Source organism: Marinobacter sp. MDS2 (assembly GCF_030718085.1).
Taxonomy (GTDB): domain Bacteria; phylum Pseudomonadota; class Gammaproteobacteria; order Pseudomonadales; family Oleiphilaceae; genus Marinobacter.
This window is the reverse complement of record NZ_JAVAJF010000002.1, coordinates 375,073-400,068: the sequence shown is the minus strand read 5'-3', so window position 1 is coordinate 400,068 and position 24,996 is coordinate 375,073. Positions and strand designations below refer to the sequence as shown.

Here is a 24,996-nt window from a genome sequence, read left to right as displayed (position 1 = left end):
CATACTCTCCAAACTTAAAACATGACAGGCTCAGTCGAGAACCCGGAACCGGACTTCGTAACCGGTAAATTTTCGAATGTTGATCACGCCGGTATCGAGCATCAGGTACTGGCCCTTGATGCCCTCCAGTAACCCTTCGACCTCGGGTGTTTTATCCAGATTATGGGTTTTGACCTTTGCCGGCCACACCTGCACCGGATAACCCAGCCCAAGTGAGGCCTCATCCACAATTCGCAAACTGTCCTCGCCGTGTTGGCGCTTTAACTCGGCCAGATCGTCTTCGACCAACGCCAATATGCGCTGACGCTCTTCAACCAAATCCAGTTCCGGCACGTCGCCCTTCAGCATTGCTCGCCAGTTGGTACGGTCAGCGACATGGCTCTTACACGCAACTTCCGCCAGACCGGCCAGATAGCGGCTGGATACGCGCAACATAGGAATGGCATCCACCGCACCCTGATCGATCCAACGTGTGGGTACCTGGGTACCCCGCGTGATGCCAACTTTCAATCCGCTGGAATTGGCCAGATACACCACGTGTTCAACCATGCAATTGGCTTCGCCCCACTCTGGCTCACGGCAGGTGCCTAGATGAAAATGGCACTTCTCGGGGCTCATAATGCAGCTGTCGCAGGCCGCCAGCTTACGGAAACAGGGGTAACAAAAACCTTGGTTAAAACTCTTCTTGGTGGTGCGGTCGCAGTTGATGCAGCGAATCACACCCTCAAAATCCAGTCGCAGCTTCTTTCCGATCAGCTCGTTCATCGGGATTCGGGTATCGCCCACCGCCAGAGTGTACGCCACCGGATTACCCGCCTCCGCGGGCATTTTTCGCAAACGCCCGGTCACATCGATGGATTCAGTCAAACCTTTACCTCAACAAATTGATCCGGATCGACATCGTTGTTCTGCGCTTGGCGATCTTTTCGGAACTGTACAGAGGGGTCACAAGCCGTACCGGCCTTTTCGCCGCGATCCAGGTACCCCACCCGTTCTTCCTCCGGGATGTTGTGCTTGTTCTCGTAATATATGACCGCCTCGAGACAAATCGCGCGCTGCTCACGTGAAATGGCCCGACCGTCAGGCCACTTGCCCAGCTCAATGGCCTGTTTGAGGTTGCGGTAGATGGTCGGATCCAGCCGCTCAATCAGTTCGTCGTAGGTCATGACCCACCTCTTGAAAATAGGTTCGTGAAAAAAATCGGCAAATCCGTTTGACAGACGCAAATGATAACGATTATTATTTTCAAACCAAATGACACTGGTCGTTTCATTTGGTCTCTCTCATCAGGAGCTATTAGCTCTTTTCAGCCTCACCTTTGGGTGGGGCTTTTTTTATGGGGAGGCATAACCAGCGCCATGCCAAGCCCTCCGAGAAAACCGCCCAGGTGCGCTTCGTTCGCCATTCGGCCCAACCCAACCCATTCGGGTATGGGTGTAAAGCCAATGACCATCCATATGAGCGCGAACGTCACCAACGCCGGCGGAAACTGAAAACGGGGTCGCCGCTGCTGACTCAACCAGCAATAACCCAACACGCCATAAACCACACCAGACAAACCACCAAATAACGGCCCGGATACCAAGTACTGAAGCACATTGGATGCAAGGCTGGTGACAACAAATAAAGCAACCAGACGCGCCCGACCGTCGATCCACTCAATCTGACTGCCCAGAAACCAAAGCATCACCGCATTAAAGATCAGATGGGTCCAACTGAAATGCAGGAAATCCGGCGTGATCAAGCGCCAGACTTCGCCCGCCGCCAAGGTTGCCAACAGCGCGTCTAGCCGGCCCGACAGTGTATCGAATACATGCCAAGGCACTATTCGGGGATCTACCGCCGTCAGTTTAACGGCCAGCGCATTCTGGCCCATGCCTGTCAGCCAAACCATAATCAGGGCCAGAACAAGCACCGCTACTACCAAGGGGGCGTGCTTAGGCCCCGGCTGCCAACGGCCATCCGGGGTCACAGGGGAAGAGTTCGGGTTATTCAAACTTACCTCGCAGGGGGTTATCGAGCGACACTGTCTTCACTGATGGGATAATCGGTTTGGTCAGGACGACTGACATCCACCCAAACAAATTTGTCCTTTGAAAGGACTTTCTCATCATCCATCCGATACGCCACCATCCTTCCGTACTTCACGGCGCTGTAATCGATGCAGGCCACGTTGTGCTTCAGGGGGGCCGGCTCACTGTCCATCCAGTAATGGCCAACGAAAACCGGGGGCGCATCCTGTGGGTAGGTAATCAATTGCGCCCGCTCGTCTGGCGTCAACTCCATTGCAGCGACTTCCGGTGGCAGCGGGTCAGGCTGAAACACGACATCTGCGTAGGTTTTAGGGTTGTCAGCCCAGAATTTGGTGCGGAAAAATTCTCGGGTATAGCCATCACGACCGGTAATTTTTACACCTTCCGGCAAGCGGAGATCTGTTCCACGCAGCAACGTATCCATGACTTGACCTGCAAACGATTCAATCGCCGCAGACGCATGCAGGAAATCCTCATCAATGCACGCACCACCCTGATTCTCGCGAAACTGGTCAATCAACGTTTGATCCCAACAGGCGTGAACGGCACGAAAGCCCTCTTCTTCAATAAACAGCGGAATGGTGTAAAACCACTCCAGAAACTCGTTCCACTCATGGGGATACGCATCGAATTGCTCGAGCGTCTCCTTGATCAGCCGATCATGGCGCGGATTGTGTTCCCGCAGGAACTGTTTTCCGCTGCCCGGACGGGCGCGCGTGCAATAGCCCAGCGCGTTGTATTCGTGATTGCCCATTACAATACGGGCAGAACCTCGCTCAACCATATCCCGAACCAAATGCAACGATTCACGAATTCTGGGGCCACGGTCAATGATGTCACCTATGAAAATGGCCTGCCGACGCGGGTGCTGGTATACGCCGTTGTGCTTGCGATACCCCATCTGCTCCAGCAATTGCTCAAGAGTGTTTGCACACCCGTGCACATCCCCGATGATGTCGTAACCGCGACTTGCAACTTCGTTTGCTCTCACCATGATCAACTCGCTGCTATCTCGCTTGCCCAACCCAGCTTGTCACGGCAGGTGGCGTAGAAGTTGTGATCGGTCGGGTGAATAAGACGGATCTTGAACGGCTTTTTGGTGATGCGGATGATATCGCCTGGGGCACACGCAATATTCATCTGCCCATCAAAACTGACTTGCGGATAGGTTTCATTGGTTTCGCCGATCACCAGCTTGATCTCGCTTTTGCCATCAACCACGATCGGACGACTACTCAAGGTATGGGGAAACATGGGAACCAGGACAACAGCATCCAGCTTGGGGTGCATGATCGGGCCACCGGCAGACAAGGAGTAAGCGGTAGAACCCGTGGGCGTTGCCACGATCAGCCCGTCTGAGCGCTGGCTATACACAAAGTGACCATCAATATATAGGTCGAAGCCGATCATCCGGGTTGATTTACCCGGGTGCAGCACGACATCGTTCAGAGCCGATCCAAAACCCAGAGGTTGGCCATTACGCTCAACGTGGCCATCCAGCAGGAAGCGCGACTCTTCCATGTAATCGCCAGCCAGAACCTGCGCCAGACGTTCCTCGAGATCCACCGGGGAAATATCGGTGAGAAACCCTAACCGGCCCCGGTTCACACCGAGAATGGGCACTTTCGACTTTGCCAACTCCCGTGCCGCACCCAGCAGACTGCCATCACCGCCGACCACGATAACAAGATCGCAAATCTCCCCGAGCAGCTTTTTACTGGCCACCTGAAGGCCGTGGCCAGGGATCATGGTCGCGGTGTCTTCTTCAATAATGACCTGATAGTCGTTGGCCGTCAGGTATTGCTTAAGCTGACGCAGCGACTCGACCACTTTAACGCTGCCCATCCGGCCGATGATGCCGATATTCCTGAATTGATCCATGAAGTATCCTGTGGTGCCTTTATGCGACAGGCGCAGCGATCTGCCACCCTGATCTTTTTTCGAAGTTAGGGACAGTTTAACGAAACTCGCGCAGATACTAAAAAAAGATCGATATCACGGTTTGTGGGCGTCGCAGCGATCATCGATGCCCGCCTTAAATTCAGCGGGCTGCGTCACGCGAACGATCGGCTCGGCACACGTCACCCCGGCCTCGTTCTGCTGCATGCAGTGTGGATGCTCGTAGTGCTCCAGCCATTCTTGATAAGCCGACTCGCTCAAACCACAACGTTCCGCAGCATAAGCCACAGGGTTCTTGAAGTATGCGCTAATGTCAGCGGCTGGAAGAGAAATGTGACCAACGCCGTGGTGATAGGCCACCAAAAACACCGAATGATCCTGCAGCTTCGCTAGTATGGAGCCCTCCAGAGGTTCCCGATTCTTGAGCTCATCGTTTTCGCGCTCCAGAGCATCAATCGTCTCGTCACGGAGTTGCAGTTCGCGCTGTTTACGCTCGAGCTGCTCACGCAGCAACACCAACTCGGCACTGGTTTTGTCACCGGATTCCGAGTGGTCCTTCGCCATACCTTGCTGCATGGAAAGGTACTGTTCGTTACGCTCTGCCAAACGAAGCTTCATCTGGCCATTCGTATGCTTCAAGCGCTCATATTGCTGCTCAAGCTCCAAGAACTCAGACCGCAGAGCCTGCATTTCAACACGATGCTCTCTTCGCAGATCGCTCAAAACATCCCGGTGCACGCTTTGGAGGGTTTTTATCCGCAGCCGATGTTCACGCAGTAACTGGGCCATTCGGGAGCGTTGTTGGGAATCCTCGTCGCCCAGGCTTTCATCGACAAGATCGAGAGTCGGAATGTCGGCGGCCGTCGCTTCAACTTTATGGAACCGAAGCGAATTCTCCTGAACCGACTTGCGTATGGAATGGAAGTGGCTGTGCCCCGGCGTCATGTCCGGGTCCCAAAGAAAATCTTTTACTTTGGCATCCGGTGTCTGGCTGCGGCACACCAAACGGATTGGGCCACCGCCCAGATCCGGACCTTTTGAACCCTGTTCTGCCAACGCTTCAATCGGCACATTCCACGCCCGATCGGCCTGCCCTTCCTCATCAAACCAGATATTGAAAAAGACCAGAGCCGCGACCGTAAGATCCGGGTTCAGATTGACAAGCACCGCTCGCACTTCCGTTTCGGCGAGATCGGAAAGCCCCACATATCCGTCAAGAAACGCGCCGAATTCGGACAAACGCATTTGACGCGCAACCTGTACTCCATCCATGAAAAACACTGCCGAGTGAGCCTCGGCAGCTTGGCTGGCAATAACCATTAACCTTCTCCGTGCTTCGGGAACTCTATCACAAGGCGCTATCAGGCACGCCAAGACTCCAATTCGAGTCATCCTTGATACAGTCTAGCTAGACCTATCCCGAAACACAGAGAAAAACTGCAACGTTTTGTGATCAGATTTCAGCGGCCAACCGGCTGCCTTGATCGATCGCGCGCTTCGCATCCAGCTCAGCGGCAACATCGGCACCGCCAATCAGGTGCACAGGCAGGCCGGCCGCTTCCAATCCAGATTGCAACTCCCGCAGCGGATCCTGACCGGCGCAGATAATCACCGTATCGACCGGCAACACCTTGTCTTCGCCTTGCTCTGCGCCTTTCGGGGTCACGGTGATGTGCAGACCTTCATCGTCGATCTTGCGATAGCTGACCCCCGGAATCATCTGAACATCCCGGTTTTTCAGAGACGTACGGTGAATCCAGCCAGTGGTTTTGCCCAAGTTCTTACCGACTTTGGAAACCTTGCGCTGCAACAGGTAGACCTCGCGGGCTGGTGCCGGCACTTCAGCCTCGACACCCTTAATACCGCCACGGTGCTCGACGGTCAGATCCACACCCCACTCCTTCATGAAGTGTTCAGTGTTCAATGACGGGGATTCGCCCTCGTGCACGATGAACTCCGACACGTCGAACCCGATACCACCAGCCCCGATCACAGCAACCTTCTGACCAACCGGTTTGCGTTTCAAAATGGCATCCAGGTAGCCGATCACTTTCGGATGGTCGATACCTTCAATTGCGGGGGTGCGAGGCTTCACGCCGGTCGCCAAAACCACCTCATCAAATCCGCCGGCTTTCAAATCGACTTCTGAAACACGGGTATTCAATCGCACATCAACGCCGTGCTTGTCGAGCATGACACGGAAATAGCGAAGCGTTTCGTAGAACTCTTCTTTGCCCGGTATGCGCTTGGCCACGTTAAACTGGCCACCAATCTCGCTAGCATCGTCAAATACAGTTACCTTGTGACCTCGCTCCGCTGCAACCGTGGCGAATGCCAGCCCGGCAGGCCCTGCACCGACTACCGCGATCGATTTGGGCTTCATAGTTTTAACATAGGCCAACTCGGTTTCATTACAGGCACGCGGGTTAACCAAACACGTCGTCAACTTGCCGCTGAACGTGTGGTCCAGGCAGGCCTGATTACACCCGATGCACGTATTGATTTCGTCAGCACGATCTTCGGCGGCTTTAAGCACCAATTCAGCATCGGCCAAAAACGGACGCGCCATAGAGACCATGTCGGCATCGCCTTCTGCAAGGACTTTTTCGGCCACATCCGGCATATTAATGCGGTTTGTCGTCACCAGTGGAATACTCACCTCACCCTTCAGGCGCGCCGTCACTTTTGTGAAAGCACCACGAGGTACTGACGTGGCAATCGTAGGAACACGGGCCTCGTGCCACCCAATGCCGGTGTTAATAATGGTGGCCCCGGCCTTTTCAATTTCTTTAGCCAGATGAACGACTTCTTCCCAGGTACTGCCGTCTTCAATCAGATCTAGCATCGACAGACGATAAATAATGATGAAGTTTTCACCCACTCGCTCGCGAACTCGACGCACAATCTCAATCGGCAGACGAATACGATTCTCGTAACTGCCACCCCAACGATCGGTACGGTGGTTGGTATGCGACACAATAAACTGGTTGATGAAATAACCTTCCGAGCCCATGATTTCGACACCGTCGTAGCCGGCACGCTGAGCCAGAGCGGAACAGTTCACGTAGTCGTCAATCTGCTTCTGGATACCCTCTTCATCCAACTCTTTGGGCTTGAAAGGATTGATCGGCGCCTGGATGGCTGACGGCGCCACCAGCTCGGGCGAGTACGCATAACGCCCGGCATGAAGAATCTGCATGCAGATCTTACCGTCAGCCTCGTGCACAGCCTGGGTAATCACTTTGTGTTTGTCGGACTCTTCTTCGCTGGTCATCTTTGCAGCGTGCTGAAACACCGACCCTTCACTGTTAGGCCCGATCCCTCCTGTCACGATGAGGCCAACTCCGCCCCGGGCACGCTCAGCATAAAAAGCAGCCAAGCGCTCAAACCCTTGCTTAACTTCCTCCAAACCCGTGTGCATAGAGCCCATCAGAGTCCGGTTTCGCAGTGTGGTAAAGCCAAGGTCCAACGGCTGCAGAAGATGCGGGTATTTGCTGGCACCAGTGCTTGCGGTCATCGATATGTTCCTCATCATAATGTCTTATCAGGCCGGGGAACGCTCCCCGCTTATGTTATGACGAATACATTACCCAGCCGCCCCTCCACCAACAATATCCTGGAGTTACATTTGATTATCCTCAGAGAACACCGATAATACAGCCATGACCCAACAACCACGCCCAAAAGCCACTAACGCCCTCGGCGACATCAGCCTTCTCTACGTGTCTGTCTTGCTACGGGCCATTGTGGCGGAAGGTGGTGAAATCGAAAAACTCAAAACTCAATTTCACCTCAACGATTCAGCGCTTGCTTCACTGGACGCTCGAATCAGCATCCCACGCTACATGCGACTGGGCCATGCCGGCATCACTCTGACTGAAAATCCCGCGCTCGGGTTAAGAATGGGGGCTTTGACTCGCCCGGCAGACGCCGGGCTGGCCGGGCTAGCAGCTGAAACAGCGCAATCGGTCGGCCAAGCACTATCAACACTTATCCGGTACTCGCTGCTTACCAGCCAGAATTCCCGCGGCGAACCGACGCTCGACAAAACCAGGCGCCTTGCGCGCTTTCATTCCATCTCCCCCTACAACCAATTCAACTATTTCGTTGTGGATTCGATATTGGCCGCATGGGTGCAGCTCGTTCGCCACATGACAGGGCGCTACGATGTGCTCGAGCGTGTTCGCATCGAGTACCCGTCGATCGGTCAGGATGAATTGTTCGAAAGCTGGTTCCGCTGCCCGGTCGAATTTGGTGCCACGGAAAACTCGATTCAGCTGAAAGAAAGTGTATGGCTCCAGACGCCTGCACAAGCCCATACAGCTATGCACAGCAAACTGACCCAGTGGTGCGAGGAAGAGCTCACAGAAATACGGCAAGGCTGGAGTGTCGCCGACCGCGTACAGCGACTAATAACCCCGCTGCTCAGGGGTGAGACGCCTACACTGGAGACGTTAGCAGCCAAACTGGGCACAACCCCGTGGACACTGCAACGACAGCTCAGTTCGGAAGGAACAGGATTCAGGCAACTGCTGGATAAAACAAGAAAACAACTGGCGCAGGACTATATCCGGGAAACCAATGCGTCGTTATCTGAAATTGCCTGGCTGCTGGGTTTTGCCAACCCACCGGCGTTTCATAAAGCCTATCAACGCTGGTACGGAATCAGTCCGGGCGAAAGCCGAAAAGCAATACGTCAGGGAAAGTAAATCGAGAGAAAGCGAGAAGAGAAGAAAAAATGGCGGAGCGGACGGGACTCGAACCCGCGACCCCCGGCGTGACAGGCCGGTATTCTAACCAACTGAACTACCGCTCCGCGCGGGCTGTCTTTGCAAGCCGTTGATTGCTTGCTGACAACGAGGCGGAATTATATAGACCCCGGCCGCTATGTCAACGCTTTCTCGAAACTTTTTTCATTTTTCTCTAAATTGATTATTAAGCAGTCACTTCCGTGACATCTTTGCTCTGTGCCGTCTTGCGATACTCGATCGGCGTCATGTTTGACCAACGCTTGAATGCCCGGTAGAACGTGCTGGGCTCCGAAAATCCAGTCAAATAAACAATCTCATCGATCGACTCGTCGGTTGTTGCCAGCAACTGCCTGGCGAGCCGATAGCGGAAATCCGCCAGCACCTGGTTAAAGCTCGTTTCGGCCTCGGTCAGCCGGGTACGGAGTGTACGAGGCTTGATATCCAATCGCTCAGCGACCGAATCCAGCGTTACTTCACCACTGTCGAGCAACTCGGCCACGATACGCTCCACCGCGCCGACGATATCCTTCTTTTCAAGTCGCGCGACCTGTTCACTGGCAAAGCGCTCATGCAACGCCAACAACTCGGGCTCTGCGTGTGGCGACGCATACGACAGCACTTCAACCGGAAAATACAGTCGGTTTTCCTCAGCACCAAACACCACGTCACAACCCAGAACTTCTTTTACATGTTCAATGCCGCGATCGCGATCGTGCTCAAACTCAATGCGGGACGGATGAAAGCGGTCGCCAGTGATTGACCTGAAAAAGGTAACCAGCCCCTGCACAAAGCATTCATTGAAATGCTTGAGCCGGCGCACTTCTTCTGAGGCCGCATCCAGCACCATGCAGGCCTCATCTCCTTCGATCAGAAAGGCGGTGTTTGCCGCATCGCTCAGCAAACGCTGATAGTTTTGAGCTCGGCGAAGGCCTTCGCCGAAGGTAGGACTACTTAAAAACAAATACTCGAGAACCTGCCCTTTGTAGGGCGGCAATGCTGCACCCAAATGCAGTCCGATGTCCGGATCACCCGACTCATCTTCTACCGCCTGCCAGAAATAAAGCTGCGCACTGTGGGGTGTTCGAAGCTGCTCGGTGTATACGTAACTTTCATCTACGCCCAAGCGACTGAAAACCGCGTCGGTATCGATACCTTTCCTTTTCATCGCTTCGTAGATCAAGCGCAACATCACACCCGCATCACGTAATTCCTGCATAGTTTCCCTTGTATCCCGCGTTTTTATATTTAACAGCGTTCTCTTTGGCCCGCCGGACAACGCACCAAGCTTGCTTGGTCAATGCCCGTTGCCACGGGGTTTGACAGACTTCCTCGCAACCTTGACTTAGGCCAATGGCTAATATCATATCAGGCCATAGAAGCATAGTTGTACTAAATCACGAAAAAACCTCAACAATACAACTAACCCTCATACACCCTACGACGACAACCCGGCAACGGAGACAGCTTAATGCCAGATTCGATCACCTATCGCAACACCACTCCTAACCTGCTTCCGCTCTTTGGCCGGGCCTTACTCCCCAAACAGCAAAAGCCGAGTGAAAGTACGCAGATTCCAGAGCTACAAGCTGAAGTCGTTGGCATAGCCACAGACACTGATTCATTAGCCACCTACCGCAGAGTATGCGGCTTCAAAGCGGGGTCTCAACTGCCGGCCACCTGGCCGCACATTCTGGCTTTTCCTCTGCACCTGAAACTACTGACCGACCCTCAGTTCCCCCTCCCCCTGCTGGGGCTGGTGCACATTCGCAACAGCATCACCCAACATCGCCCGATTATGACCGGTGAGAACCTGGATATTCGCGTAACACTGGGAAACCAGCAACGGACAGAAAAAGGTATTGAGTTTGATCTGGTGACCGAAGCCCGCTCTGCCGGGGCTCTTATTTGGGAAGAAACCAGCACTAACCTGTTCCGCATGGCACGCTCGAAAACCGCCGAACCCAAGCCCCAAACGGCACGCAGAAAACCGGAAACACTGCCGTTTACCGATTTGATGACCGCTCCGGAAAACATCGGCAGGCAATACGCCAAGGTCGCGGGCGACCAAAACCCGATTCACCTTTACGCACTGACGGCAAAAGCCTTCGGATTCCCCAGAGCGATCGCACACGGCATGTGGAGCAAGGCACATGCGCTCGCCAAACTAGAGCAGAGAGATGATTGGAAGGAAGGCGCCTTCACCATCTCCTGCCAGTTTAAAACCCCATTACTGCTTCCGGGAACGGCACAGCTTAACTGGCAGGAAGGGCGTGACGGCTGGGATTATCAGGTACTGAACGCAAAAGGCACGGCACCGCATCTGAGCGGGCGTATTGACTGGCTCTAAGCGAGCCAGCTCGATGACAAGACTGCCTGAGAAATCAGGCAGCGTTTCTACTCCGCAGCACAGGCATCGGCGCCAGCGCCGGCTACAGGAAGCGTGAAATAGAAGCAGGCCCCTGCACCCTCCGGCCGCTCATAGCCAATTTCTCCGCCCTGAGCCTGAATCAGCGAACGACAGGTAGCCAGGCCAATGCCCATGCCGTCCTCTTTCGTGGTAAAGAACGGGTGAAACAGCTTATCTTCAGCCTCTTCAGCAACACCCACCCCGTGGTCGCGCACCTGCACACGTACGCACTTCTGACCACAACGACGCGCCGTCACTTCAACAGGTGCTGAGGATCCGGCCGCTCGAGTGGCCTCCAGAGCATTACGGATGAAGTTCAAGGCGACTTGCTGCACCTGTACGGGGTCAGCAACCACATCTGGCAGATCGTCTTCAACCACCACTTCAACCCCACCTTCGTTGTTGCGCATATCCACTTCAGCAAACTGACGGGTATCTTCAAGCAACGTGGGCACAGCCAATATTTCTTTTCCGGTCGCCGGCTTTTTCATGAATCGCCGAATACGGCGGATAATCTCGCTGGCCCGGTGGGACTGCGCCTCAATTTTTTCCATGGTTTCGTGCAGCAAGGACAAATCCGGAGCATCCTTGGCCATCACTCGACCCGAAACACGCGCGTAATTGGCGATGGCTGTTAAAGGCTGATTGACCTCGTGAGCAAACCCCGCCGCCATTTCACCCATGGTGGTCAAGCGCGAGGTGTGAGCAAGCTGATCCCTTTGTTCCTGAACAAGAGCGCGCGCTTCTTCCAAAGCCCGCTCGTTATTGAGTTCGACCGTGATATCCCGGAATACCACAACCGCCCCATGCAACTCGTCATTATCCAGCTTGGGGGTTGCCCGATACTCTGCGGGAAAAGCGCCACCATCAACCCGCTGCAACTGTATGTTGCGCTGATGTTCCGCCACGCCCTGGCGACACGTCCCCATGACAGGGAGGCAGGTATCGCTGTCCGACGCGGTGGCAAAATGCAGATCAAAAAAGTTTTTCCCGATAAGATCTTCCACGGGACAGTTTACGATCAACGCCGCGGCCTGATTCGCAAACTCGATCACGCCATTCTCATCCAGCCCGTAAATACCTTCGCTGATGGAATTGAGAATGCGGGCCTGGTCGCTGACCAACTCACGATTACGGGCTTGGAGCTCCCGCTCCAGAAGAATGACTTTGGCGTGAGTATCCACGCGCGCAATCACTTCCTGAGACTGGAACGGCTTGGAAATATAATCGGCACCGCCCAACGAGAACCCCTTCACTTTGGAGGGCAGGTCATCGAGGGCCGACAAAAAGACCACGGCACAGTCAGAAGTGACCGGATCGGCTTTAAGGCGCTCACACACCTCGTAGCCATCCATCTCCGGCATCATGATGTCCAGCAGAATAACTTCAGGACGGTGACGGTGTGCGAGGTCCAGAGCTTTTGCGCCTTCATTCGCAATCAGCAATCGATACCCCTTGTCTTTCAGGGTCTCGTAAAGGACCTTCAGGTTCTGCGGATTATCATCCACCAACAGAACAGTCACCTCTGAGTTTTCACTGGCACTTGCAGTCATAGTCAACCTAATCGGTTATAAGGATTCTGGCATGATGACCATACCAGCCCGATCAGTCGATAAGGTCCTTTACGGACAGCACCATACGCACCAGGTGTGCGAGGGAATGCGTTCCCATCTTGTGCATCACCCGCGAACGATGGATTTCAACGGTGCGCTGGCTAATTTCAAGCTCAATGGCGATCACCTTATTCGCCTGCCCGGCAATCATCCGATCCATGATTTCCGTTTCCCGAGGGGTCAAACTTTTCACTCGGCGAACAATCTCCATGCGCTCGCCCAAGGTCTTGCGCTGCTCCCTGTCTTGTTCGAGCGCCGCTTCGATCTTTTCCAGAAGCGCTTCTTCCCGGTAAGGCTTCTGAATAAAGTCCACAGCACCTTCTTTCATGGCATCAACCGCCATCGGCACGTCACCATGACCAGTCACGAAGATGATCGGCAAGATGGAATGCTTTTCGTTGAGTTTTTTCTGCAATTCCATGCCATCCATGCCAGGCATCCGGATATCCAGCACGATGCAGCCAGCCATCTCTTCCGAATAATCTTTCAGGAAAGCGCCTGCATTTTCGTAGGTTTTCACCGGTTTGCTGTCAGATTTAAGCAGCAGCGCCAGTGAATCACGGACGGCTTCATCGTCCTCTACTACATACACAGTCTGCGGGGTATCAGTCATGAAAGTTCACTCTCCTGTCCGTTTTGTTATGGGGCCACTCAGTGAATGGACGGATCTTTCTGATCGTCCCGAGCGTGTTCCTGGCGCTCATGTTCACGCATTTTTTCGAGTCGTTGCTGGATAATGCCAAAAACGCTCTGTTTAGGGTACCTGCCTTTGCTGTCTGCTTTACCGGCCGGCTTGCCCAACAACAGTGTAATCGCATCTTCGACCCGGGCAACCGGATACACTGAAAACTTACCGGCTTTGGCGGCCTGAAGCACTTCACTATCCAGCATCAGGTTCTGTACATTGGTGTGAGGAATGATCACGCCTTGCGTGCCGGTCAGGCCACTTTTCAGTTCACAGGTGGTAAAGAAACCTTCGATTTTCTCATTGACCCCACCAATGGGCTGCACTTCACCAAACTGGTTCACCGATCCGGTAATCGCTAAATCCTGACGCACAGGCACGCCCGACAAGGTGGATATCAAAGCCACCAGTTCCGCCAAGGACGCACTGTCACCATCCACCTCGCCATAATTCTGCTCGAACGTCAGACTGGCAGACAGATGCATCGGATCGTTCATGGCGAAATGCGAGGACAACCAGGAACTGAGAATCATCACGCCTTTGGAGTGAATGTTCCCGCCCAGCTTCACATCGCGCTCGATGTCGATAATCTCCCCGTCACCATAGTAACAAGACGCCGTTACCCGGTTAGACAAACCGAATTCGAAACCGCCTGTCGATAAAACCGATAGTGCATTGACCTGCCCCACACAGGTGCCGGTAGTGCTCACCAACGTTGTACCATCCCGAATGGAGTCGTAAAAATGATCCCGAATTCGGCTGTCCCGGTAGCGGGCACTTTCCAGTGCACGAGTCACGTGCACATCACTGATTAAACGAGCACCGGCCTGCCGCGCCCAGAAGTCGGACTCTCTAAGCAGGTTGGCAATATCAGCAGCATGCAACGAGAGCCGATCTTGATGCTCAGCCCTGCGCGCACTGTACTCGATGATTCGGGCTACCGCTTTGGCGTTACAGTGCAGCAGCTTTTTCTCGACAACCAGGCTGGCAATAAACTTGGCGTACTGCACCTGACTGTCCACGGTGCGGTACATTTCATTTTCAAAATCTGCCGTCACTCTGAACAGCTCTGCAAACTCAGGATCGTATTCCTGAAGCAGCATCCAGGTTTCGCGATCCCCGAAAAGCACAATTTTGACATCCAGCGGAACAGCTTCGGGCTCAACCGAGATCGTGCCCGACAAGGTCAGCTCCCGCTCGAGAGAGTTAATCTCAATCGCATGAGATCGAAGTGCACGCTTCAGCGCATCCCATACAAAGGGCTGTTCAAGCACCTTTTCGGCGTCCATCAGGAGGTAGCCACCATTGGCGCGATGCAGACTGCCCGGGCGAATCAATGAGAAATCCGTGAATACGGTGCCCTTGTACGTTACGTTCTCTACATAGCCGAACAGACTGTGGTAAGTGGGGTTCTCTTCAACCACCACAGGCACTTCGTGATTGCTTTGATGCACCAGAAGGTTGATCAGGTAGCGACGCGGAGCCTTTCTATCCAGCGAAGCATAGGCCATTGCCGCCTGCTCCTCGCCGTCTTCCAGAAAGATATCGAGATTCTCTGCCAGGTCTTTGCGCACAGTTTTCAGATAGGCAACCACATCCGAATGCTTTTCATACTTGGCTTCCAGCTCGTCAAACTGATGCCCGGATAGACCTTCCAGCGTTTCCTGGTTGAGCGCCTGCTGCTTTTCGGCGTACTCCATTTCCCAGTCGGCCAACTTACGAAGTGCTTGCCGCAGTTTTTTCTCTAACTTGTTTATGACCTCTTCAAATTTATCCCGCTGGGCGTCGGTCAACTCTTTGAAACTTTCAGGTGTATGAGGCTGATCACCGTTCATGGCCACCAACCGGTATCCCCCCGGCGTCGTCACGGTGAGGCTCACCTTCTTACGCCGTGCTTGTGCGGCCACCTTCTCCAGTTCGTCTTCCTGCATTTTGACGTAGTCGTTTTTCAGGCTTTCGGCTCTTTCGAGAAAACCGTCACCTTCGAACGTCTGAGGAATCATTTTGACCAAACGGGACATCAGTTTGTCCATGTCCTGCTTGAGCTGATGCCCCATACCCGCCGGGAGTTTAAGCAGCTTGGGATTCCGGGGCTCATCGAAATTGGCGACATAGCACCAGTCGTGAATCTGCTGTTTGGTATCGGTGTGGTGCTCGAGGTAGCGCAGCATCATCGTGCGCTTGCCCAGCCCGTTTCGGCCAACAGCGTACACGTTATACCCACCGTGAGGCATGGCCAACGCAAAGCGAACGGCCTCTTCAGCGCGATTTTGGCCCACGATTTCGGCCAGTGGCTCCAATTGCCGGGTAGTTTTAAAGGGCAGGTCTTTCAGAACACAGGATTTGTACAACTGTTGCAGCGGCAATGACTTCAAGTTTGGTACCCGTCGAGGTCGATTTCAAATAGTAAAAACAACCCTGCATTGTAGTGGTTGCGCTGCTGACTGTCGCCTATCACTTCCGGTTTTATCCAATTGGCACTGTCTGATGGCATTACACCAGGCCTGCATCCAGGCTGGCGGCAACATACATGCCTAACTCTTCACACTGTTCGGCAAACTCTTCTTTGTATTCGCCACGACAGGTCAATGGTTCGTTAACCAACTTCCACCGCAATCCTGTGGTGATACTTTCTATGGCTCGTCGCGTGCCCGTGCCATCGTGCCCGGCACGAATATAAAAAGCGAAAGGGAGACCTTGGGTCTCTTCAAGGCAGGGGTAATAACTTCGATCGAAGAAATCTTTGAGGGCTCCCGACATATAGCCGAGGTTTTCGGTGGTACCGAGAATGATGGCATCACAAGCCAGCACATCCTCGGGCCCCGCTTCCAGTGGCGCTTTTACAACCACCTCAACGGTTTCAATATCCGGATGGCGGGCGCCGCTGGCAACGGCCTCCCGCAACCGCAAAGTATTCGGAGATGGGGCATGAGCCACAATAAGCAGCCGTTTCATAACTCACCTCCTACACTTGTGATTAAAGCAGTTCGCCGTTTGCCTCTGCCGGTGCCGCCTCAACCTCTTCTTTCTTCACAGGCTTAGGCATTAGCTTGTCGCGGACTTTGGCCTCGATCTCCTGGGCCACATCCAAATGCTCTTCCAGGTATTTGCAGGCATTTGCCTTGCCCTGACCGATTTTGTCGCCATTGTAGGCATACCAGGCACCCGCTTTATCAACAAAGCCTTCCTTCACGCCCATATCAAGCACCTCAGCCATGTGGTAGATGCCCTTACCGTACATGATCTGGAACTCGGCCTGCCTGAAGGGCGGAGACACCTTGTTCTTAACAACTTTAACACGGGTTTCGTTACCGACGACTTCGTCACCGTCTTTGACCGCACCAATACGGCGAATATCCAGACGTACAGACGAATAGAATTTCAGCGCGTTACCACCGGTTGTGGTTTCGGGGCTACCGAACATGACACCGATCTTCATACGAATCTGGTTAATGAACACCATCAGACAGTTCGCATGCTTGACGTTACCCGTTAGCTTACGCAGCGCTTGAGACATCAGGCGCGCCTGAAGACCCACATGGCTGTCACCCATCTCGCCTTCAATTTCAGCCTTCGGCGTCAAAGCCGCCACCGAGTCAACAATGATCACGTCGATGGCGTTGGAACGCACCAGCATATCGGCAATTTCCAGAGCCTGCTCGCCAGTATCCGGCTGTGACACCAGCAGATCGTCTACATTGACCCCCAGTTTTTCAGCGTAGATTGGGTCCAGTGCATGCTCGGCATCGATAAAGGCGCAGGTTTTGCCCTGCTTCTGGGCTTCTGCGATAACCTGCAGGGTCAGGGTGGTTTTACCGGAGCTTTCCGGGCCGTAAATTTCAACAATCCGGCCATAAGGCAAGCCACCTATACCCAAAGCCACATCCAACCCCAGGGAACCGGTAGATACCGCAGGGATGGCTTCGCGGGGCTGGTCACCCATTTTCATCACGGCACCTTTGCCGAACTGACGCTCAATCTGGCCCAATGCTGCGCTGAGTGCTTTCTTGCGGTTATCTTCCATTATTGCCTCACCTTGTTTACCTGCGCGGCCGACCCTGAAAACGTTTGTGGTCAGCACCGATATTCGAAAGAAAGAACTGGAAGCTATCCAGCGCTTTTCCTGTATATTTGAACAGTATTAAAACATAAGCGTTGGCAGAGACCAACCCCCGCTCAAGCGAAAAACATCACAGCTTTCGTAGAAACTTCGTAACCCCTTGCAGGACATACAAAACCGCCTGGCGCCGCACCTGTTCACGGTCACCATCAAAACGTTTCACGCTGGCCTCCACTCTCCCGTCTCCGGTTCCCCATGCAAACCAGACAGTACCAACAGGCTTTGACTCGCTGCCACCCCCGGGGCCGGCAATGCCACTGATTGCCACGGCCACATCGACACCTGCAACTCTGATCGCACCGGCAACCATCTGGCGGACCACCACTTCACTCACAGCACCATACGCATCCAACGAAGAGGCCTCTACGCCAAGAATGGCCTGCTTGGATTCGTTGCTGTAGGTCACCAGTCCTGCCATCAAATACGCCGAAGAACCCGCCCTATCGGTCAAAACTTTGGCCACCCAGCCACCGGTGCAACTCTCGGCGGTCGCCATCGTTCGCCCCTGCTGCTCCAGCAGCTCGGCCAGCGCATTACCGGCCTGTTCAAGCGCCAGATCTGATGCCTGCATCGCTCTATCTCCCATTAGAAACCACCCACAAACCTGCGATCAATTTTGTCTTTCAAACGCCAGACCCACTGCCCGGAAAAAGCGAACGGGCCGTAACTGCCTATCGCGGTTTTGTCGCCACAAGAAAGAAGGTACAACGTATTGGTTCGCGGCTGAAAGGCCGTGAATTCACCCGATTCTGTCGCGGCGCGCAGATTCGCCGCCAGCACCGGTGCCGTGCGAACCGCGTGCACACCCGACCGGTTTAGTGATTGATCCAAACGACTGCAGACATCGCCTGCAGCAAACACTTCCGGATGGGAGAGGCTTTGTTGATGCTCATTCACCAACACAAACCCTTGGGCGTCCACCGCCAACCCGCTTGTTGCCAGAAAGGAAAAAGCCTCTGAACCGGTTGCAGCCATAACCAGATCCGGGCGCATAGTCACGCCGTCAGTCAGGACCAGATCATGGCCCGCCGCTTCCGCACGCTGCTCAACCACCTCTATGCCCAGTGCTGCCAGCTTGTTGTGGGCCAACTTACGGATGCGCGGACGAAAATCCGGCAAAAGCCCCTGATTACCGGTTATCAAACTTACCTTGGCCGGCGCTGTCGCACCCGCTCGCCCGGCATGTGCGACGGCCATCGCCAGTTCGGCCCCCGCAGCACCACCTCCCACCAGTGCTATGTGCGCGCCCTTGGCACCCGAACGTTCATGGTGTCGTGACCACTGCTGATGAAACTGCCCCAGAGGCTTAATACTAAGCAGCGTGCCAGCGTACCCCCGCAGGCTTTCAAGATTGGTTGTCGCACCGATGTCGATCGATAGCCAGTCGTAATCCAGCAGATCGCCGTCCGTCAGCCGAACCTGCTTTTTATCCGCCCGCACTTCGATCACACTGCCCAGCACAACCCTGGCACCCGCCGCCAGAGCCAGCGATCGGGCATCAATTCGGCATTGATCAACGGAATAGTGCCCGGCAACCCCTCCGGGCAACATACCCGAGTAGTATTGCCACGCTGAGGGCGTAACCAGCACCAACTCCACGTCTTTCAGCGGGGCCGACAGCCATTGCTTCAAGACGATCAGATGTGCGTGCCCGGCCCCCATCAAAACCAGTCGTTTCATAGTGACTCCGAGGATTGGCAGCGACACAGTACAAACAAAGGTGTTCTCAAGTGCGACTCCATCTGGTTAGATAACAAGGTTATCGTTTATGACCCGCCCCCGGACATGTTACGGAGCATTTGATCTACGTGCCACGCACCACCACGGTTCAACCTGAGCTCGCCATCATCGTACCAGTGCTGAACGAAGCGGCGGTATTAACCGAGCTAATGGTGCATTTAACCCATTGGCACCAACGGGGAGCCGAAGTAGTCATAGTTGATGGCGGCAGCACCGACCAAACCGTAGCAATAGCTCGCGAAAGAGGATTCAACGTCATCACTGCTCCAGCCGGCCGTGCCAACCAGATGAACGCCGGCGCGCACGCCAGCCACGCAGAACGTTTGCTTTTTCTACATGCCGACACGCGGCTACCGGACAATGCCGATCACGTTCTGGCTCGCATATTTAGTTCCACAGGCCCGGCGTGGGGACGTTTTGATGTGGTGATTGAAGGGCGCTCCAAAATGCTGCCCGTTATCGCAACCTTGATGAACTGGCGCTCGAGATTCAGCGGTATTGCGACCGGAGACCAAGCCTTGTTCATGAGCCGGGAACTGTTTAATCAAACCGGCGGATTTCCTGAACAGCCGTTGATGGAAGACATCGAGATGAGCAAACGGTTGAAGCAACTCTGTCGCCCTGTTTGCCTTCGGCATAAAGTGATCACCTCCGGCCGAAGGTGGGACACCCGCGGCAGCTGGCCAACCATCCTGCTCATGTGGCAACTTCGGTGGGCATACTGGCGCGGCATTCCTGCCCAACAACTGGCAGAGCGTTACCGATGAAGCCTGTTCGAATCCTTATCATGGCCAAGGAACCCCGGCCCGGTCGTGCCAAAACCCGGCTGATTCCAGCTCTGGGCGAGCAGCACGCTGCGGCCCTGGCCGACCGATTGTTTCAGAGAACGCTGCAACAAGCTTTGGCCGCCGATCTGGGACCGGTTGAACTGCACATCACACCGGATCCGTCGGCCCGCTATTGGCAAGAACTTCCGGGAGCGGAACGCTGCGAGCGCTTCTCACAAGTGGAGGGCGATCTGGGCGCCCGCATGGCAGCCGCTGCTCGGAATGGCCTGGCTCAGAGTACAGCCGTACTGATCATCGGCACCGACTGCCCAGACCTTGATGCCGATCAGCTCAAAGCGCTGGCGCAATCGCTGCAAAGCTACGATTGCTGCTTGTGTCCAGTCACTGATGGTGGTTATGCGTTGATTGGCTTACGGCAATTTTCTCACACGTTGTTTACCGATATCCCCTGGAGCACAGCGGACGTTGCACCGATCACCCGGAACAGAGCCAGAGCGCTCGGCTGGACATGCTACGAAAGCAAGTATCTACAGGACGTGGACGAACCGGAAGACCTCCTTCACCTCAGTCAAAACCACCCCGAGCTGATTTCTCCGAGCGACTAAACGACGTTTAATCAGAATCACCCGGAAAGGAACTTCGAGCCCACAGCGGCTCGTGGTAACATCCCAACCTTTTACACGATTGCCCCCCAGTTACCGAGGACATATGACGGCATCCGCGAAGAACCCGGCCAAGCAGGAATCTCCCAAGCACACCCCCATGATGCAGCAGTACCTCAAAATCAAAGGTGAACACCCCAATGAGATGGTGTTTTACCGCATGGGGGACTTTTACGAGCTGTTTTACGACGATGCCAAGAAAGCCGCCGAGCTTCTGGACATCACCCTGACCGCCCGAGGCCAATCCGGTGGCAACCCTATCCCGATGGCGGGCGTACCGTTTCACGCAGCGGAAGGCTACATCGCGCGCATGGTTCGGGCGGGCCAGTCCATTGCGATTGCTGAACAAATCGGCGACCCCGCCACCAGTAAAGGCCCGGTAGAACGCCAGGTTGTCCGCATTGTTACGCCGGGCACCCTCAGCGACGAAGCCTTTCTGGAAGACCGCAGAGACAACTTGCTAGCCGCCATCTTCAGCCACAAAGAGCAGTTCGGCTTTGCCTCGCTGGATATTTCAAGCGGCCGGTTTGCGGTGTCTGAGCTTGATAGCCTGGAAGCCCTGCAGGGCGAACTTCAGCGCCTGCGGCCCGCAGAAATACTGATCAGCGAAGATTTCCCCTACGGCGAGATTCTTGAAGGCTTCACCGGTGTGCGCCGACAAGGCCCATGGCTGTTCGAAATGGACACCGCACACAGGATCATCACCCAGCAGTTGCAGGTAAAAGATCTCACCGGCTTTGGCTGCGAAGATCTGCACCTAGCCGTTTGCGCCGCCGGCTGTTTGCTTCAGTACGCGCGCGAGACCCAACGCACCGCCCTGCCCCACATTCGCAAGCTGACCCGGGAACGCCGGGAAGAAGCGGTGATTCTGGATGCGGCGAGCCGCCGGAATCTGGAAATCGATACCAACCTGATGGGCGGCCACCAATACACCCTCGCCTGGGTGATGGATCGCACCGCTACCCCCATGGGTGCCCGGGAGCTGCGCCGATGGCTCAACCGGCCCCTGCGTGACATCCATGTAGTCCGCCAGCGTCAACAGGCAGTTGCAGCACTACTGGACGGTTTCCACTACGAGCCGACTCACGATCTACTCAAGCGTGTTGGTGACATTGAGCGAATTCTTGCCCGCGTTGCCCTGCGATCCGCGCGGCCGAGAGACCTTGCGCGCCTGCGAGACGCCTTTCAGGCCCTGCCCGACCTTCAGGAAACCCTGAAAGCCGTTCAATCGGATCACATTTCGCATCTGGCGAACACGGTCAGTGAGTACCCTGAACTGGCTTATCTGCTTGAACATTCCATTATCGAGAACCCACCGGTGGTGATTCGTGATGGCGGCGTGATTCGCGAAGGTTTTGATGCGGAACTGGACGAGCTACGTAACATCAGTGAGAACGCGGGCCAGTACCTGCTCGACGTGGAAACCCGAGAGCGCGAACGCACCGGCATCAGCACCCTGAAAGTAGGTTATAACCGGGTACACGGTTACTACATCGAAATCAGCCGTGCCCAGTCAGATCAGGCGCCGGCAGACTATATCCGGCGCCAGACCCTGAAAAACGCGGAACGCTTTATTACCCCAGAGCTGAAAGAGTTCGAAGATAAAGCCTTGAGCGCCAAGAGCCGCGCCCTGGCCCGGGAAAAGGGCCTATACGACGAAGTTCTGGAAGCCGTGGCCGAGCAATTGGCGCCACTTCAGGACGCCGCTCAGGCTCTGGCCGAACTCGACGTACTGAGCAACTTTGCCGAGCGCGCCACCAGCTTGCGCTTCACGGCACCGGAGTTTACCGACGAACCCGGCTTCACCGTCGAGGAGGGCCGCCATCCGGTGGTCGAGCAGCTGTTGGATGAACCGTTCGTGCCAAACAACCTGCTGATCGACGACAAGCGTCGCATGCTGGTCATCACCGGCCCGAACATGGGCGGTAAATCGACCTATATGCGCCAGGCTGCGCTGATTGCACTGCTCGCCTATACCGGCAGTTTCGTGCCCGCTGACCGCGCTGTGCTCGGTCCGGTTGACCGTATTTTCACTCGTATGGGGTCATCGGATGACATTGCCGGCGGTCGCTCCACCTTTATGGTGGAAATGACGGAAACGGCTAACATCCTGCACAACGCTACCGAACACAGCCTGGTGCTGATGGACGAAGTAGGCCGAGGCACCAGCACCTTTGATGGCTTGTCACTGGCCTGGGCCACCGCTGAACACCTGGCCAAAGAAATCCGGTGCTACACCTTGTTCGCGACCCATTACTTTGAGCTGACTCAGTTGGCCGAAGACCTGGAGCACGCCGTCAACGTGCACCTGACAGCAACCGAGCACGACGACAGCATCGTGTTCCTGCACAACGTCCATGACGGCCCGGCAAGCCAGAGCTACGGCCTTCAAGTTGCCAAGCTTGCGGGTGTACCTCAAGACGTTATTCAACACGCAAAAACCCAGCTGGCGCATCTGGAAGGCAGCGCCGCCCCGGCGGCGGAGATTCGGAAATCCGAGCCTGCCCCCGTCCAAGCTCCGGCACCAAGCGCCTCTGACCACGGCGCGTTCCAGAGCGACATGTTCGCCAGCATGGAACCCAGCGATGTTGAACGGGCTTTGCAGAAGCTGGATGTTGACGGCCTGAGCCCGCGAGACGCGCTCAATCAGCTGTACGAACTCAAAGCGTTGCTGAGAAACTAGCGGGAATAAACGCTAACTTGACCTAAGTAATAAGGTTATAGCGGTCTGAGGCTTGCGGCTGGCAAGGGCGCTCCCTACAATATCGCGCATAAATTAAGAATGGGGCCGATTTTACCGAGCTCCTGATGAGATTGATTGTTCTACGAACCAGGGATCCGACTATGGCGTTTATCGTTACTGATAACTGCATCAAGTGCAAATACACCGACTGTGTAGAAGTCTGCCCGGTAGACTGCTTCTACGAAGGCCCCAACTTTCTGGTTATCGACCCGGACGAGTGCATTGACTGTGCCCTGTGCGAACCAGAGTGCCCGGCAGAAGCTATCTTCTCGGAAGACGAACTGCCTGCGGGCCAGGAAGCTTTCGTAGAGATCAACGCCGATCTCGCTGGCAAGTGGCCGAACATCACTGAAAAGAAAGACCCGCTGCCAGACGCGGAAGAATGGGACGGAAAAACCGACAAGCTTCAGTATCTGGAGCGCTGATTCCAGCCGGTACCCCACACAAAAAAGGCCGGAAGATGAATGTCTTCCGGCCTTTTTTGTGTGCTGAGGAAACCCGCCTGCCGCTGACAGCTATTCTGCCAGCAACTTCCTGGCCGCCGCTGAGCGATAAAACGCGCCCAGCCGTCTTCGCAACAAAGCTTCCAGATAACCCTCCGCTCGCAAGACATCCACCATAGGCAGAATGAGCTCCTTGAGTTCGGTCACGATCACTTCACGAGTGACCCCTAAATCCTGCAACAAATCCAAAACTGGCACGCTGCCATATTTCTCGTAGAGATGTTCCACCACAGCGGCTGCACACCCTTCGAAATACGGCGTTTTCCGGAAACTCAGCCAAAACTCGTAACCCAGCACCACAAATTCCTGAAGCCGTACGTCACCCAAACCCTCGTTCAACTCCGCGATCGTGGTGCCCTCGACTGAAACCCAGGCCGCCATCACACTGTCCCGAAGTTCGTCGTCCGTCAGGGCTTTCTGCAGAAACTGCTCACTTCGGGTTATTAACCCTGGCAAGCTATCAGACAACCAGGCCTTGATGCGCCGTTCGAAGGTTTCATCCAAACCCGGCACGGCTTTGTTGGCCACCTTCTTGCCAAACTTCATCATCGAACCGACACCCGGCACGGAGCGGGTCAACAAGTTATCTTCGTAAAGATAATTGACCAGACCGTGGTACACCACATTAGAGACAAGCTCCTGGTAAACCGGGTGCGCCATAATTTCAGCAATAAAGCGTTCGCGCTGCTGTCGGAGCTCCAGTGCCTCCTCCACAAAAGCGGCAGCTTGTTCTCGCGACAGTATTTCGCCCAACGTGGTGTCGGCCTGCACCGGTGCATTGGTCACCTTCGCAGCCATTTCACCCGCCAGTTCCGGTATGCCTGCGTCCAGCTCCATGTTCACCACAACACGACGAATCACCCCCATCACCTGCTCCGCGCTGACGAGCTGTTCCAGCGTAACGGTGCCTGCGTGATCAAGCAGCTCATCCACTTCGGTTTCCAGAAACCTGGTCAGCTTTGCGCCTTTCAGAGACGACAACTCATGTTTAACGTGGGCCTCAAAGAGCTTGTCGGCTAGATCTGGCGTAGATTTGGTCATAGGGGTGTCAT

22 protein-coding genes and 1 tRNA gene are annotated in these 24,996 nt (G+C 54.9%); 6 read left to right on the top strand and 17 right to left on the bottom strand.

The window, feature by feature from the left end; translation table 11 throughout:
• Positions 1–30: 30 nt before the first annotated feature.
• The 7 genes from Q9245_RS12620 to Q9245_RS12590 all read right to left on the bottom strand — a co-directional run bounded on the left by Q9245_RS12620 (position 31) and on the right by Q9245_RS12590 (position 7,449).
• Positions 31–867, bottom strand: coding sequence for a DUF2797 domain-containing protein (locus Q9245_RS12620; protein WP_305897522.1), 837 nt, complete (start codon positions 865–867; stop codon positions 31–33).
• Positions 864–1,166 (bottom strand): YeaC family protein, encoded by a 303-nt coding sequence (locus Q9245_RS12615; protein WP_305897521.1) that lies wholly within the window; start codon positions 1,164–1,166, stop codon positions 864–866. Before Q9245_RS12615 ends, Q9245_RS12620 begins: the two co-directional genes overlap by 4 nt.
• Before the next feature lie 146 nt (positions 1,167–1,312).
• Complete coding sequence (locus tag Q9245_RS12610; RefSeq protein ID WP_281496337.1) at positions 1,313–1,996, bottom strand: rhomboid family intramembrane serine protease; 684 nt, start codon at positions 1,994–1,996, stop codon at positions 1,313–1,315.
• A gap of 17 nt (positions 1,997–2,013) precedes the next feature.
• Positions 2,014–3,027 (bottom strand): metallophosphoesterase, encoded by a 1,014-nt coding sequence (locus tag Q9245_RS12605; RefSeq protein ID WP_305897520.1) that lies wholly within the window; start codon positions 3,025–3,027, stop codon positions 2,014–2,016.
• Between the two features lie 2 nt (positions 3,028–3,029).
• Positions 3,030–3,914 carry an NAD(+) kinase gene (locus tag Q9245_RS12600; protein ID WP_305897519.1) on the bottom strand — a complete coding sequence of 295 codons (885 nt, stop codon included), beginning with the start codon at positions 3,912–3,914 and terminating at the stop codon, positions 3,030–3,032.
• Positions 3,915–4,028: 114 nt separating this feature from the next.
• Entirely contained in the window at positions 4,029–5,252 is a 1,224-nt protein-coding gene (locus Q9245_RS12595) for a DNA repair protein (protein ID WP_305897518.1), read from the bottom strand.
• Positions 5,253–5,385: 133 nt separating this feature from the next.
• Entirely contained in the window at positions 5,386–7,449 is a 2,064-nt protein-coding gene (locus Q9245_RS12590; RefSeq protein ID WP_305897517.1) for an NADPH-dependent 2,4-dienoyl-CoA reductase, read from the bottom strand.
• A 145-nt stretch (positions 7,450–7,594) separates the two neighbouring features.
• Between Q9245_RS12590 and Q9245_RS12585 the strand changes: the two genes are divergently transcribed.
• Entirely contained in the window at positions 7,595–8,641 is a 1,047-nt protein-coding gene (locus tag Q9245_RS12585; RefSeq protein ID WP_305897516.1) for an AraC family transcriptional regulator, read from the top strand.
• A gap of 30 nt (positions 8,642–8,671) precedes the next feature.
• Here Q9245_RS12585 and Q9245_RS12580 read toward each other — a convergent pair.
• Both Q9245_RS12580 and Q9245_RS12575 read right to left on the bottom strand, forming a co-directional pair.
• A tRNA-Asp gene (locus Q9245_RS12580) sits at positions 8,672–8,748 on the bottom strand.
• Between the two features lie 119 nt (positions 8,749–8,867).
• Entirely contained in the window at positions 8,868–9,899 is a 1,032-nt protein-coding gene (locus tag Q9245_RS12575; protein ID WP_305897515.1) for an AraC family transcriptional regulator, read from the bottom strand.
• A 252-nt stretch (positions 9,900–10,151) separates the two neighbouring features.
• Between Q9245_RS12575 and Q9245_RS12570 the strand changes: the two genes are divergently transcribed.
• Positions 10,152–11,030: a MaoC/PaaZ C-terminal domain-containing protein gene (locus Q9245_RS12570; RefSeq protein ID WP_305897514.1), complete on the top strand. Its 879-nt coding sequence runs from the start codon at positions 10,152–10,154 to the stop codon at positions 11,028–11,030.
• A 47-nt stretch (positions 11,031–11,077) separates the two neighbouring features.
• On the opposite strand, the gene Q9245_RS12565 is transcribed toward Q9245_RS12570, so the two are convergent.
• From Q9245_RS12565 to Q9245_RS12535, 7 genes are all read right to left on the bottom strand, one after another.
• Complete coding sequence (locus tag Q9245_RS12565; protein WP_305897513.1) at positions 11,078–12,643, bottom strand: response regulator; 1,566 nt, start codon at positions 12,641–12,643, stop codon at positions 11,078–11,080.
• Positions 12,644–12,695: 52 nt separating this feature from the next.
• Positions 12,696–13,316: a response regulator FixJ gene (fixJ, locus tag Q9245_RS12560; RefSeq protein ID WP_133006082.1), complete on the bottom strand. Its 621-nt coding sequence runs from the start codon at positions 13,314–13,316 to the stop codon at positions 12,696–12,698.
• A gap of 38 nt (positions 13,317–13,354) precedes the next feature.
• Positions 13,355–15,763, bottom strand: coding sequence for a Lon protease family protein (locus tag Q9245_RS12555; RefSeq protein WP_305897512.1), 2,409 nt, complete (start codon positions 15,761–15,763; stop codon positions 13,355–13,357).
• 118 nt (positions 15,764–15,881) lie between these two features.
• Positions 15,882–16,343, bottom strand: a complete 462-nt coding sequence (locus Q9245_RS12550) for a flavodoxin family protein (RefSeq protein ID WP_305897511.1) — start codon at positions 16,341–16,343, stop codon at positions 15,882–15,884.
• A gap of 22 nt (positions 16,344–16,365) precedes the next feature.
• On the bottom strand, positions 16,366–17,412 hold the full coding sequence (gene recA, locus Q9245_RS12545) for a recombinase RecA (protein WP_305897510.1): 1,047 nt from the start codon (positions 17,410–17,412) through the stop codon (positions 16,366–16,368).
• Positions 17,413–17,578: 166 nt separating this feature from the next.
• Positions 17,579–18,079, bottom strand: coding sequence for a nicotinamide-nucleotide amidohydrolase family protein (locus Q9245_RS12540; protein ID WP_305897509.1), 501 nt, complete (start codon positions 18,077–18,079; stop codon positions 17,579–17,581).
• Between the two features lie 14 nt (positions 18,080–18,093).
• Positions 18,094–19,188, bottom strand: coding sequence for an FAD-dependent oxidoreductase (locus Q9245_RS12535; protein ID WP_305897508.1), 1,095 nt, complete (start codon positions 19,186–19,188; stop codon positions 18,094–18,096).
• Between the two features lie 128 nt (positions 19,189–19,316).
• On the opposite strand from Q9245_RS12535, the gene Q9245_RS12530 reads away from it, so the two are divergent.
• From Q9245_RS12530 to fdxA, 4 genes are all read left to right on the top strand, one after another.
• On the top strand, positions 19,317–20,015 hold the full coding sequence (locus Q9245_RS12530; protein WP_305897507.1) for a TIGR04283 family arsenosugar biosynthesis glycosyltransferase: 699 nt from the start codon (positions 19,317–19,319) through the stop codon (positions 20,013–20,015).
• Positions 20,012–20,641 carry a TIGR04282 family arsenosugar biosynthesis glycosyltransferase gene (locus Q9245_RS12525; protein ID WP_305897506.1) on the top strand — a complete coding sequence of 210 codons (630 nt, stop codon included), beginning with the start codon at positions 20,012–20,014 and terminating at the stop codon, positions 20,639–20,641. The genes Q9245_RS12530 and Q9245_RS12525 overlap by 4 nt, the downstream gene beginning before the upstream one ends.
• Positions 20,642–20,744: 103 nt before the next feature.
• The gene (gene mutS / locus Q9245_RS12520; protein WP_305897505.1) at positions 20,745–23,381 is read left to right on the top strand and encodes a DNA mismatch repair protein MutS; all 2,637 of its coding nucleotides are present in this window, start codon (positions 20,745–20,747) and stop codon (positions 23,379–23,381) included.
• 161 nt (positions 23,382–23,542) lie between these two features.
• Positions 23,543–23,866 carry a ferredoxin FdxA gene (fdxA, locus tag Q9245_RS12515; RefSeq protein WP_199007787.1) on the top strand — a complete coding sequence of 108 codons (324 nt, stop codon included), beginning with the start codon at positions 23,543–23,545 and terminating at the stop codon, positions 23,864–23,866.
• A 90-nt stretch (positions 23,867–23,956) separates the two neighbouring features.
• Here fdxA and Q9245_RS12510 read toward each other — a convergent pair whose 3' ends face one another.
• On the bottom strand, positions 23,957–24,985 hold the full coding sequence (locus Q9245_RS12510; protein ID WP_305897625.1) for a hypothetical protein: 1,029 nt from the start codon (positions 24,983–24,985) through the stop codon (positions 23,957–23,959).
• Between the last annotated feature and the right edge of the window lie 11 nt (positions 24,986–24,996).